Here is a 12,460-nt window from a genome sequence, read left to right on the forward strand (position 1 = left end):
AGGCGAGTCCGGTGCAAGGCAGGGTTGCCACGCCGCTGCGAACCGGCGGCTGCGCTGTGCGACAGGAGCTACGGCACCTTAATGCTCTGAACCGCACGCAAGTTTTGATCTGCAAGGGCGGCGCTAACTGTCGCGCTGAGCCCCGCCGCACTTTGGACTCCCGGCGCTCCAATGCGACCCGTCCGACCAGATTGTCCAGCGCGCCCGGCCGGACGGCAAAACCCGCCAGACGCGCCCTCAGGGCCGCCACGGCCAGCTATACCACCCTGACCGCCAGCGCCTGGTTTGCCTGGCACCCCACCTCTAGCTGTGATTTCGACCTGTGCATCTTGGCTTCTGGACGATGCAAAGACTTCAACGTGGCCGGCGCTGCCGCCGTCACCACCAGGCCCTCCAACTCCGCCACTGCCGCCGTCACCGCCGGGACCACCAAACCCGGGGCCAGACCTGCAATCCAGTATTCCTTGCTGCGCTGGCGCACCTTGACCGCCTGATCCGCCGGGTCCGCCTTGACCACCAGGCCCACCGTCCCCGCCATTTTGGCCGTTGTTTGCAATGCTTAAACTTGCCGCAATTTGGCCACTGACTCGGACAATGATGTCGCCCGCCGACTTACCCGGTGCTCCGGGACCACCGGGTTCGCCTGATTGCCCACCGCCACCACCCTGCTCTGTACCGCCGTTGGCTCCCGATGGCCCTGGCGCTCCGGGCTTTCCCGGCGCCGCAGCTGAGTCAAATGAACGTATGGCAACGTCGGTATCTATTGATCGAGCGTTAATTTCAAGTTTGTGCCCATTGGTTATGATCTTCCGGGCCTGATGCTGCGACCAGTCAAGAACTGTTGGACCATCGAGCGAAAGTACGTCTGTCACGGTGCCTAGGCTTTGCTGACTAGCCTGCGAGGCAGACGCGGATGATGGCGCCGAACTCGCAGCAGGCCCAGTCGTTTGAGCAACCACCTCGTACTTCGCATCGACTGTCTTCGGTTTTCCGTTGCCCCCTTTGTCTGTCACGGTCAACAACACGGTGAACTGCCCCACTTCGCTGGTTGGAATGACTGCACGAGAGTACTTCTTCCCTAGTCCCTCCTGCAGTACGAGATCCGATGCTAGCATCTCCCATCGATACCAAATGTTCTCCAGCTTCCCATCGGGATCGGATGCGATGGCGACCGCGACCAGCCTAGAGCCAACACTTGCCGTCGTCGTCGGAAGCTTAATTTGTGCGTCCGGTGGCTGATTAACCAGAAGCTTGACCCCAGAGTCCGAAATAGCGAACACCGCTGCCACGACCACACCAACGAATGCCAAAATTGGAGTGAAGTGTCGATCCCAAAATGGCTTTGCCCTTTCACTCGACTCCATCGAAACAACGACGCGCCTATCGGTCATGCCTCACCTCCGCACAGGTGCAATGTTTGTGTGGCCCAACGTGTTTTAAATCGCAAAACGTCGAGTTAATACGGGCGTCTGCGATCTAACATCCCCCATTTCTTAAACGCAGAATAAACCCACAAACCCATCAACGGAGGACTCTTTTTGTATTTCACTATTCGCACGCAGGGTTAACTGGATCGCCCACGCGGCGCTTCCCCAGCCGCTCCAATATTGCTTCAGTGGTGTAGACGATATTTTCCTCTGGTTGCGTCGCGCCACTGCTGCGTTCACGGGCTGGCGATGGCCCGGCCTATCGCCCACGCAATTTGCTTGCCCTTGACGTCGCTGTGCGAGCTGATGAACTCCGACGCCTCCAGGTTATGAATACGTCCGTCCTGCAGCGTGTATGGCGCGTTCACCCCCAGCAGCCGATTGACGTTCTGCGCCAGCTCATCATTGCCCATATTGCGGGCGCCATTGCATCCCAGGCCGCCGAACGGATCGTCCGGCCCGCCCAGGCCCTTCGCGGCATCGTTGTTGAGTCGTGAGGCAATCGCATAGGCCCGTCCCACCGCCGAGTCGTTGGGCGTGTGGGTGATCAGGATTGGGCCTGGCACTCGGTGATTGTCGACCACGTCGCGGAAATATCCGCGCAGTGCGAAACCGTTGTGGGAGAAGGCGGCTTGCAGCAAGGACATGCTGTACAGCTTGGACGTGGTGGAGGCCAGCGCCGCCGCCGTGACCAGCCGCGCCCCGAAACTGTGCCCCACCAGATGCAGGCGGTGCAAGGTATCCTGCGCCGCGAGATTGTCCAGCAACGTCGCCAGTCCGACCGCACCGACGACGCCTGCGCGCATTTTCATGGCGTAATACGTCGTGATGTTCAATAGCGAGCTGACCGCATTGCCGATGCTGTCGAACACATCACCAAGGCCGGCCGCGCCGCCCTCACCGTCGTCCGGCGGCGCCTGCTGCCCGCCGGTGTCGCTCGATGCCTGCTGGGCGTTGCGGAAGACGTCGCCTGGATCGCCAGCGCCAAAAAACACCGCCGAACCATCCAGTGGTGACGCTATATCCGGCTGCGGCAATATCTTCCGCAACAGCTTCACAAATTCGGATTGCGCCGCTTCGTTCTCCAGGTCCGGGAGCAAGGCATGCAGCTGCTGCGCCGTATCCCGGCCAGCCGGCGTGTCGAACACATGCTCGAATTGGGCGAACGCCCGGGCGACGGCCGCTTGCGACGTGGCCGCCGTGCCCACCCCCGCCGCCTGCACCGCATCGGCACCGGCCGGCGCGTCGTTCCAGCCACCTAGGTCGAACTTCTTCGACGGCCACAGCACGCCGATGATGGCCAGTCCCGCCGGTCGGTCCGAATTGACGTCCGCAAACGACGTGAACAGCTCGCGATACAGCTGCTCGGCCTCATCGGCGTTGTTGTTCCAGCCGTGCGAAATGACGATCAGTTCGGTCGCGCTGTCGGGGATCACGGGTTGACGGATGCAACCGCCGTCCTCGTCGAACTGCGCGATGGTGTAGGGAATCCCGGCGATATTGTTCATCATGCCTCCTTGGTTCAAACCGACTGGATGGCGCGTAGCAAATCAACCAGGCCCGCGCCCTGAAAATAGCGCTCGCGGCCCAGGTCCGTCGCCGACGCGAGGAAAATTGTCTTGACCTTCTCCGCCTCGCCGATGAACTCGTTGCGAATGGAGAGAAAGGCCGCCACCGCGCCGCTGACGTGCGGGGCGGCCATGCTGGTGCCGCTCGATTCGCAGTACGCGAACGCCGGACTCTTGCCGAATTCTGCCGCCATCGCGCTGCCTTCCGCCGCCGACGAGATGATCCGCTCGCCCGGCGCGATCAGGTCCGGCTTGAGCCGGCCGTCGCCGGTCGGCCCCTTCGACGAAAAGTAGGACACGCCATAGCGGTGCGGCGAGTCGCGGTGGGTGGCGCCCACCGTGATAGCCAGCTCGGCGTTGCCGGGATCGTTGATGCTCAGATCGAGCCCGCTGTTGCGGTCGCCCTCCACCGATTTCAGCACCCCGTACCCCGTATTGCCGGCCGCGACCACCACCACCACGCCGGACTTGACGAGACGGTTGACTTCGACGCACAGGGGGCTGTGGCCGCAGGCGAACCACTTAGCGTCGAAGCTGTGCCCCAAGCTGAGATTGACGCCGTGGATCTTCAAGTCGCGGCCGTGGCCGTTGATAAGTTGGATATGGGCGATGGCGGCGATGACATTGCTGGCCTTGCCATTGCCGAACTGGTCGAGCACCTTTAGGCTCACCAGCTTGCACTTGGGCGCGATCCCGGCGATGGTCGCCAACGCCTTGACGGCCACCACGGTGCCGGCGCCGCTGCCGACCATGTCCCGCTCATACTCCGCGCCCTGCAGGCGCCACTGCGCTTCGTAGGGGCTCTGCGTCAGCGCAGGCGGCGCGATGGAATAGGTCTGCTGGCCGGCGATGATGCCAGCGACATGAGTACCGTGGCCCTTTTCGTCGGTCAGCGGGCTGGCCCGCTCGGCATTGGTGAAGTCGCGGTGGAACGGCGAAGCGGCGTCGATATTGGCGTGGAGCGCAAAGTGCGGATGACGGCTGTCGATGCCCGAATCGACCACCGCCCAGGTGATGCCTTCGCCATAGGCGCTGAAAGAATTTTGCGCCGCATCCGCCTTCACCGTTCGCACCGAGCGGTGCACGCAGTGCTGCACGTCGAAATCGGGCCAGATCTGGTGCACCGCACGGAACAGCGTCGGGTCGCCCGCGCCCACCTCGTCGGCTAGGTGGCGCTGCGGCGGCTGCGCGGCCGCAGTTGACGCAGGGTACGGCTGCAGCTCCTGAGCGGCGTTGCGTGCCTGCCTCTCGCCGTTGGCCTTGTCGATCTGCGCCAGTTGCACCAGCACGCGCCCTTCGAGCCGGGCGAAGACGTACTGGCCCGCCAGTTCGGTTTTGGATGCATCGACCCGTTGGGCCGCGTCTCGCACGCCGCAACGCCGCTTGGACTCGTTGATGTAGCGGACCACGGCGCGCTTGGCCGCCAGGCGCGGATCGACGTTGAACAGCGTATCGCGCCGGGCTCCGGCAGGCGTGGCGTTGGGCGCCTGGCCACGGTAATTGCGCAGCTCGCGGAACTTCAGGTTGATGTCGATGATGACGTCCCAGCGCGCCGGCCAGATGTGCAGGATGGGCCGTCCCAGCTTTTCGTTGACGGACCACAGGTGATCGACGTCGGCAGCGTCGAGGTCGCCCGCCAGCACATTCGGCGCCAGGTTGTTATCGAGCTCGGGCGAAGCGGACGGCCCGCCATTCTTCGCCAGCTTGCGCCGAGAGTACGCGCGGATCGCCTTCAGCACCGCCGCGCGAGCAGCCTCAATGCCGTCCGGGAACTCGGGGTCGACAAAGACCGCTCCGGCATACGGACGGTCCGGGCCCAGCAGCACTTCCCTGAACGGGTCGATGATGGCCCGTTCGCGCTCGATCAACTCCTCCAGCGGACGCGCAATCACCGATCGCACGAGGCTGTCGCCCACGGAGCCAATGGTCAGCTGCTGCCGCCGTTCGTTTTTAGTTGCCATAACATTCCTGTAATGACCATCTGATAAAGGCCACGCGCCGCGCCGGCGTGCTACATCGCGCAGCAGCGGTGGGCCGCCGCGCGGCTCAAGTAGGGGGACACTGGGCCATTCCCGCTCCGTAATCCACGGGATCGGCCCCAACTAGGATGTTGACGTCGCTCGCCGTCCCTGCCAGTTTGGCCGTCAGTTGGAAGACGCTCAGTCCGCCTGATTCCAACAATTTCTGCGCCCATGTCGCCGCCACGCCCGCCACGTACGGGGTCGCCATGCTGGTTCCGCTCATGGTAGCCAAGCCACCGCCCGCCGCCGCCGAAATGACGTCCACGCCTGGGGCAGAAAGGTTCGGGCCCGTGTTGGAAAAGTTGGCGATGCCGTACTGCCCACCCTTGAGGCCGAATGCACCGACCGACACCACGCCTTCGGCCACGGCTGGTGGCGCGACGGCCACCTCGAACTCCGGCCCCAGCTCCCGTTCGCTCTCATTGCCGGCGGCGGCGACGATGATGGTGGGCTGCGCGCCAAGGCCGCCGCTGCGGACCAGCGCCGACAAGCTGTCGAACAGGCGGGTGTTGGCGCGGTATCCCTCTAGGGCACGCGAGGTGGCCATGGTGATGGGTAAGCCCTGCGCATGCAGCGCCTCCACATAGCCTCCGAAATCCATCCCGATCGACACCGAGATGACATGCGCGCCCTCCGCCACCGCCCACAAAATGGCCTTGGCGATATTATCGCTGGTGCCGCTGCCGTTTTTGTCGAGCACCTTGCCGATCAGCGCGCGCGTCACGCCGGGCGCAACGCCGATGCGGGTGCCATCAACGGGCCGCCCGAAGATCGTGCCCGCGCAATGGGTGCCGTGGCCGTTCTGGTCGCCATCGCCTTCGCCGGTGAAATCGCGCTGGACCAGCGTGACGCCCTCGAAAGCGGGATGGTTGGCATCGATACCTGTATCGATGACGGCGACGACGATACCCGTGCCGTCGTAGGGCGTGGTGTCCGCGCCCACGGCGCCGATGCCCCACGCCTGCGCCGCTGCCGACGCGACATTCCGCAATACGGGTTTAACCAACTGCATAGGCATGACGGGCGCGACAGCTAGCGTGTCGGGCGCAGCGGCGATCTGGCGTAGCGCGCTACGGGGTGCATCGTTGACAGTCACGCTGACGCCAGTGGACGCCAGCGGGGCCACCACGCCGATGCCGGCAACATGGATGATTTCGCTGAACACGTCGCGGGTCATCGAAGGTTGCTTTTTCAATATGATGTACAAAGCAGACATGATTTCTCCCTGGGTAGGTTGCCAGCCTCGGGAGCGACAATAAACGTTGGACTTGGCATCCCGCTGACCAAGATCTCAATGCATTTTCCATGCCATTTTGTATCGCGCAATAGAATCAGTCACTTATCGGCATTTAGCGCGGTTTGAGCGGCCCGATTGTAAAGAAAGTCGACACTTCTTTGCGCTGCAGGCACCTAATAGTTGAATTGCTCTGAAAACTGACACACTTCACTTCATAATTTGCAGGCGAATCGTAAGCGTCTAGCCAGCGCCGTCTGGACTGTCCGATCAGCGTCATCCATGATCGAATTTTGGCACAGCATTTGTGCCCACGATTTTCGATTATGGACACAAATTTTCAACCGATCATTTCCACGAATGCACGCGGCCAATATCGTCAGCATCCGTTGGAGTTCAAGCGCGCCCTGGTGGCGTTGTCTCTGGAGCCTGGCGCCTCGGTCGCGCGCATCGCGCGTGAGCACGGCGTGAACGCCAACCAGGTGTTCAGCTGGCGCCGTCTTTATCAACAAGGACGCCTCGGCGTTCCTACGTCGCTGCGCGATGATGGCCTGTTGCCTGTAGTGCTGGCGCCAACGGCGCCTGCACCGAGCAATACCAGCTCCGATGCCGACGGCATTATCGTGCTTGAGCTGGGCGAGGTCCGCGTTCGGATCGAAGGGCAGCCCAATGCAGCCATATTGGCGCAGGTGTTGGACCGGGTACTGCCATGATCGGCCTGCCTGCCGGCACCAAGGTCTGGCTCGCCGCCGGCACCACCGACATGCGCTCCGGCTTCAACGGCCTGGCGGCCAAAGTGCAGACGGCGCTGGAGGAAGACCCGTTCAGCGGCCATGTGTTTGTATTCCGAGGCCGGCGCGGAGACCTCATCAAACTACTGTGGTGGAGCGGCGATGGCCTGTGCCTGCTTGCCAAGCGGCTTGAGCGGGGCCGCTTCATCTGGCCGCAGGCGACCAACGGTTCGGTGGCGTTGACGCAAGCGCAGCTGTCGATGCTGCTCGAAGGGATAGATTGGCGGCGGCCGGAACGGACCTGGAAACCAACGTCGGCCTTGTAAACGTCATAAGCCTCGCGTAAACTTGACGCATGCTCAGCCCAGCCGACCTCCCCAACGATATCGATGCCTTGAAGGCATTGCTGTTGGCCAGCGAGCGCCTGCTGCAAGAACGCGATGAGCAACTGGCCGGCATAGCTGAACAACTGAACACGCGCGCCGTCGAGATCGAACACCTCAAGCTGCAAATCGCGAAATTGCGGCGCATGCAGTTCGGCCGCAAGTCGGAAAAACTGGATCATCACATTGAGCAGCTGGAGCTACAACTGGAAGACTTGCAAGCCGACGAGGCCGAGTCTGCACGCGAGATGCCGGTGGCCGACCAGGCACCGCGCAAGAAGTCGGTGCGCCGTCCGTTGCCCGATCATTTGCCACGAGACGAGAAGGTCTATGCGCCGACGGCCGATGCTTGCCCGGCCTGCGGTGGCGGCTTGCGGCCGCTGGGCGAGGACGTGGCCGAGCAACTGGAGTTCGTGCCGGCGAGCTTCCGCGTGATCCGCCATGTGCGCCCCAAACTGGCGTGCACCTGCTGCGACGCCATCGTTCAGGCGCCGGCACCGAGCCGGCCAATCGAGCGCGGTATCGCCGGTCCCGGCCTGTTGGCGCACATCCTGGTGGCCAAGTTCGCGGATCATCTGCCGCTGTACCGCCAGTCCGTCATTTACGCCCGCGAAGGCGTTGACTTGGATCGTGCGTTGCTGGCGAGTTGGGTCGGCGCGGCCAGCGCGTTGCTACGCCCGTTGGTCGACGCAGTCCAACGCCATGTGCTGGCGGCATCGAAGCTGCATGCCGACGACACGCCGATCCCGGTGCTGGCGCCCGGTAACGGCAAAACTAAAACGGCGCGTTTATGGACCTACGTGCGCGATGACCGGCCAGCGGGCGACATCACGCCGCCAGCGGTTTGGTTTGCCTATACGCCCGACCGCAAGGGCATCCATCCGCAGACCCACCTGGCCAAGTTCAAGGGCGTGCTGCAAGCCGATGCCTACGCCGGCTTCAACGCCTTGTTCGAGGACGACACGGTTCGCGAAGCGGCCTGCTGGGCGCACGCGCGACGCAAATTCCACGACCTGCACGCGGCGCGACAGACGCCACTGACCACCGAGGCGCTGCGCCGGATTGCCGAGCTCTATGTGATCGAGGCCGAGATCCGGGGCAAGCCGCCCGACGAACGAAGAGAAGTTCGGCAAGTCCGCTCTCGTCCGCTGCTCAATGACCTGGAACGCTGGCTGCGTACCACGCTCGATACGTTGTCGCGCAAGTCAGACACGGCGGCGGCAATCCTGTACGCACTCAAACTCTGGCCGGCGCTGCTGCGCTATTGCGAAGACGGGACCATCGAGATTGATAACTCGGCGGCCGAACGCGCTTTGCGTGGCGTAGCCATCGGCCGACGCAACTATCTATTTGCAGGTGCCGACAGCGGCGGGGAACGCGCAGCGGCGATCTACTCGCTGATCGGCACAGCCAAACTGAACGGTGTCGACCCCGAAGCGTGGTTGCGTCACGTGCTGAGGCATCTCGCCGATCATTCCGTCAATCGGGTTGACGATTTCTTGCCTTGGAACTGCAAGCTGCCAGCAGCCTTTTGAGATCACACCGCTTGCCAGCGGTGTGACCGCATCATTGATCGAATTCCTCCCGCACTCCAGACGGCGCTGGGCCACCACATGCATAGGCGTTTCACCCATCAGCAACTAGGGATCTTTGGATAAGTGCCGAAAAACAACTCCAATTGCCGCACTGTATTAAGACTCGTGCAATCTACCAGGCAACCTGTTATGGTTAAGGACCTAAGTTGCCTTGCCCTCGCAAATTACGGTCATTTAAGGCTCCAAATCTGCCTGCCTTGTTTTTTGAGAGGTTTGCATGAATCCGCCCCAATCCGTCTTGTTGTCCTTGCTAGACGCTGCGCCGTCGCTTCAAAAACACGCGCATTTTGAACCTTTTCGAGTCGATATCGACGCGGTAAAAGTCCGTTTTACCAATGGTGAGGACGTGATTGTTACGCAAAGCTTCACCCAGCCAGAGAAATTTGACCTCTGGCTCTCTAGTCGAGACCCTTACAAACCCAATCATATTGTGTCCAGCCTAAGCAAGCCGGAGGCCGACGCATGGCTTAACGCTATCTCTTATCGGATCCTCAACGTATGAGCACCTAAGCGGCTCGATGCACTCTGTCGGCCGCGCTTCATACACTGACAACTGGACGCGAAGGCTCTTTATGAAGTTCGCATTTATTCATAGTTTTAAGTTTAGTATGACATTGGTGATGATCTCACTGGTTTTAGCGGCTTCCGGACTAGTGGCTGTAGCCTCTGTATATACCGCCGAAAATCAGTTGGCTGAAGATATCGGAAAACAGCAATACGCTCTGCTCACAAGCGCCGCAGCGTACATTGACGAAGATCTAGGATCTAAAAAATCACTCCTCAGAGCCATTTCGGAGCATGTCACCAAGAGCGTTTTGAAATCGCCAAACTTGGTACAGTCGCTCATCGAAGGGCATGATTCTTTGCGGGATGAATTTTATAACGTAACAGTATTTAATGATCAGGGCGAGCTGATTGCGAACTTGAATGACAGACGTACCATTGGCAAGCTCAACGTCTCGCAACGCCCTTACTTCCGAGATACGCTCCGGGATAAGGAAGGTGTTGTCTCTGAGCCCTTCAAAAGCGCACTTACGGGCAAATCGGTAGTCCTAGTGACGGAGCCGGTTTTCGACGAGGTTGGGAAGCTGATCTATGTGATTGGTGGTGTTATTGACCTGCAGCGTCCCAGATTTTTTGGTCAGCTTAGAGTACTTAAACCCGGACAAACTGGGTATTTATTTATGTTGACGACTTCGGGGTTGGTTATTCAACATCCAGACAGTACAAGAATTTTGTCGAATGTAGCGAAGGGATCAGGTGGCGCAGTTGCCCTAGCCTTACAGAATACGGAAGGGTGGCAGCGCGGAGATACCAAGGAAGGGGTGTCTTCGATCATCACTTACAAACGGCTCAACAAGGCTGATTGGATTGTCGGCTCGGTTTTTCCGGACGCCGAGGCGTTTGATCCTATTGTTAAGATGCGGCGCATTGCCGGTATCGCATCGGCGGTCGTTGCGCTGATTGCTGGGATCACAGGATGGATCGTCATCCGACGCCTGACGCGCCCCCTAAATAAACTAAAAGGCCAGGTGTCGACCATTTTGGCAGGTGAAGGCAATATTTCCGCATTCGATGTGGTTAGAAAAGACGAGTTTGGTGAGCTCAGCCGTGCATTTTTCGCGCTGTTCCAACAACGAGAAGCAGCGGCGGCGATCCTTGATTCCTTGTCCAAAACGGACACACTCACGGGAATAAACAACCGTCGGATGTTTGACGAGGCTTTAGAACTGGCGGTCAAGCGCGCTGGAAGATCCGGGCAACCGTTAGCACTGGCCTATCTTGATATCGACAAGTTCAAGGCAATAAACGATACGTATGGCCACGGAGTTGGTGACGAGGTACTTGTCGAGTTTGCTCGGCGCCTACAACAAGTTGTGCGTTCTACAGATGTCGTTGCCCGCCTTGCTGGAGACGAATTTGTCATAATTTTCGAGCAGAGTGGAAATGAGGAAGAAATCTCCAAAATCGGGGAAAAGATCATACAAAGAATACAAGCACCGTTCATGTTCGCTGAGACTACTCTACAGATAACCACCAGTGTCGGCGTGGCCTTAACTGTCGAAAGTTGCCTGACGGCTGGGGACCTGTTACAGGTTGCCGACGACGCACTCTATTCTGCAAAGAAAGCAGGTAGGAATAACGTTGTTGTTACTAATTGTTCACAGAAGCACGATATCGAAAAGCTCGATGCAATATGTTGTTAGCATTCGCGCTGATTCGTAGCCGCGTGCCGCGATGGTATGCCTGCCCGCAGGCACCTAAATCCGGCTAGCTGGTGGCACTACCGAGGTATTGCTGCTGGCTAGTACAGCCCTGTAAGGATACGCCGCTTCCTAGCGGGGTGACGCTATCATCGATCAAAACGCCCCTGCACTCAAGACGGCGTTGAGCCGACGCTTACGGCGAATCTGACCCACGTATACGCCACAATCCTACTTATCACATTGAGCGGGAAATGAGGTGGTGCCGTGGAGCTACTAGGAATTATTCGAAGCTGGCACATTCGTGACCCGGTCCCATTGCGAGAGATCGCCAGAAGCTTAGGCATTTTCAGAAACCGTCAGACGAAGTCTCTAGTGGATCCCGAATCTGAGACGATGGTTTAAGCTGTGATCCGTGAAAGGATGACAGCAAATGAGTGAAGGTAAAAAACGCCGGGTACACACGGCCGAGTTCAAGGCCAAGGTCGGTCTGGAGGCCGTTCGCGGGGTCAAGACGGTGGCGGAGATCGCGCAGGAGTTCGGCGTGCATCCGGTGCTAGTGGGCCAGGGGATAAGGAAATCCTCGAGAACGCCGGCGCCCTGTTCGACACCAAGCGCGGCCCCAAGCCGATCGATGAAACCAGCCCCGAGGACAAGCTCTACGGCGAGATCGGTCGGCTGAAGATGGAAGTGGACTGGCTTAAAAAAAAGCTGGGGCCATGAGCCGGGAGGCGCGCTTGGGCTGGATCGAACCGGGCACGATCGGTTGCCGGTGAGGCGCCAATGCGAGCTGGCAGGCGTGCCGCGCGCGATGGTGTATCGCCGGATCGACGCGGCATCGCGGCAGGCATGCGAGGACAAGAGCGACCTGGCGCTGCGCGCGCTAATCGACGAGGAATACACCAGCCGGCCTTTCTATGGCAGCCGGCGCATGGTGGTGTCCCTGCGCGCGGCTGGCCACGTGGTCAACCGCAAGAGCGTGCAGCGGCTGATGCGTACCATGGCCCTGGCGGGCATGGCGCCGGGGCCGAACACGAGCCGTGCACATCCACGGCACAAGGTCTATCCGTACCTGTTGCGCGGCGTGGCGGTGATGCGGCCCAACCATATGTGGTCGACACATATCACCTACATCCGGTTGGCGCGGGGCTTCGCGTATCTGGTGGCGATCATCGACTGGTAGCGGCCGCAGCGCTGGCTGTCTTGCTGATTCGCGAGGTCAGCGAGTGTGCCCGGTTGCCACATCGTACAACCGCTTACACTAACCCGCAAGAAAACATGGAAATGAAAGAGATTC

Annotated in this window: 9 protein-coding genes and 1 pseudogene; 6 read left to right on the forward strand and 4 right to left on the reverse strand. The window is 60.3% G+C overall.

The features are described from left to right. Positions 1–256: 256 nt before the first annotated feature. The 4 genes from ACZ0BA_RS11625 to ACZ0BA_RS11640 all read right to left on the reverse strand — a co-directional run bounded on the left by ACZ0BA_RS11625 (position 257) and on the right by ACZ0BA_RS11640 (position 6,232). Entirely contained in the window at positions 257–526 is a 270-nt protein-coding gene (locus ACZ0BA_RS11625) for a hypothetical protein (RefSeq protein WP_463451433.1), read from the reverse strand. A gap of 1,137 nt (positions 527–1,663) precedes the next feature. Next, positions 1,664–2,935, reverse strand: coding sequence for a hypothetical protein (locus tag ACZ0BA_RS11630; protein ID WP_463451434.1), 1,272 nt, complete (start codon positions 2,933–2,935; stop codon positions 1,664–1,666). A gap of 14 nt (positions 2,936–2,949) precedes the next feature. Next, complete coding sequence (locus ACZ0BA_RS11635) at positions 2,950–4,956, reverse strand: S8 family peptidase (protein ID WP_463451435.1); 2,007 nt, start codon at positions 4,954–4,956, stop codon at positions 2,950–2,952. An 85-nt stretch (positions 4,957–5,041) separates the two neighbouring features. Further along, complete coding sequence (locus ACZ0BA_RS11640; protein WP_463451436.1) at positions 5,042–6,232, reverse strand: S8 family peptidase; 1,191 nt, start codon at positions 6,230–6,232, stop codon at positions 5,042–5,044. Between the two features lie 344 nt (positions 6,233–6,576). On the opposite strand from ACZ0BA_RS11640, the gene tnpA reads away from it, so the two are divergent. The 6 genes and pseudogenes from tnpA to ACZ0BA_RS11670 all read left to right on the forward strand — a co-directional run. Then, the gene (gene tnpA / locus ACZ0BA_RS11645) at positions 6,577–6,963 is read left to right on the forward strand and encodes an IS66-like element accessory protein TnpA (protein ID WP_463451437.1); all 387 of its coding nucleotides are present in this window, start codon (positions 6,577–6,579) and stop codon (positions 6,961–6,963) included. Then, positions 6,960–7,307: an IS66 family insertion sequence element accessory protein TnpB gene (tnpB, locus tag ACZ0BA_RS11650; RefSeq protein ID WP_463451438.1), complete on the forward strand. Its 348-nt coding sequence runs from the start codon at positions 6,960–6,962 to the stop codon at positions 7,305–7,307. The genes tnpA and tnpB overlap by 4 nt, the downstream gene beginning before the upstream one ends. Before the next feature lie 29 nt (positions 7,308–7,336). Next, positions 7,337–8,899 (forward strand): IS66 family transposase, encoded by a 1,563-nt coding sequence (gene tnpC, locus ACZ0BA_RS11655; protein ID WP_463451439.1) that lies wholly within the window; start codon positions 7,337–7,339, stop codon positions 8,897–8,899. Between the two features lie 277 nt (positions 8,900–9,176). Then, the gene (locus tag ACZ0BA_RS11660) at positions 9,177–9,461 is read left to right on the forward strand and encodes a PH domain-containing protein (RefSeq protein ID WP_463451440.1); all 285 of its coding nucleotides are present in this window, start codon (positions 9,177–9,179) and stop codon (positions 9,459–9,461) included. Between the two features lie 70 nt (positions 9,462–9,531). Then, on the forward strand, positions 9,532–11,166 hold the full coding sequence (locus tag ACZ0BA_RS11665; protein WP_463451441.1) for a GGDEF domain-containing protein: 1,635 nt from the start codon (positions 9,532–9,534) through the stop codon (positions 11,164–11,166). Positions 11,167–11,596: 430 nt separating this feature from the next. Next, positions 11,597–12,343, forward strand: a pseudogene (locus ACZ0BA_RS11670) (IS3 family transposase); the annotation flags it as partial. Between the last annotated feature and the right edge of the window lie 117 nt (positions 12,344–12,460).

The organism is Duganella sp. AC917 (genome assembly GCF_979258245.1).

Excerpts from the sequence above, each read along its gene's own strand:
- ACZ0BA_RS11635 (WP_463451435.1), bottom strand. The coding sequence starts at position 4,956 with ATGGCAACTAAAAACGAACGGCGGCAGCAGCTGACCATTGGCTCCGTG.
- tnpB (WP_463451438.1), top strand. The coding sequence starts at position 6,960 with ATGATCGGCCTGCCTGCCGGCACCAAGGTCTGGCTCGCCGCCGGCACC.
- ACZ0BA_RS11640 (WP_463451436.1), bottom strand. The coding sequence starts at position 6,232 with ATGTCTGCTTTGTACATCATATTGAAAAAGCAACCTTCGATGACCCGC.
- ACZ0BA_RS11665 (WP_463451441.1), top strand. The coding sequence starts at position 9,532 with ATGAAGTTCGCATTTATTCATAGTTTTAAGTTTAGTATGACATTGGTG.
- ACZ0BA_RS11660 (WP_463451440.1), top strand. The coding sequence starts at position 9,177 with ATGAATCCGCCCCAATCCGTCTTGTTGTCCTTGCTAGACGCTGCGCCG.
- tnpA (WP_463451437.1), top strand. The coding sequence starts at position 6,577 with ATGGACACAAATTTTCAACCGATCATTTCCACGAATGCACGCGGCCAA.
- tnpC (WP_463451439.1), top strand. The coding sequence starts at position 7,337 with ATGCTCAGCCCAGCCGACCTCCCCAACGATATCGATGCCTTGAAGGCA.
- ACZ0BA_RS11630 (WP_463451434.1), bottom strand. The coding sequence starts at position 2,935 with ATGAACAATATCGCCGGGATTCCCTACACCATCGCGCAGTTCGACGAG.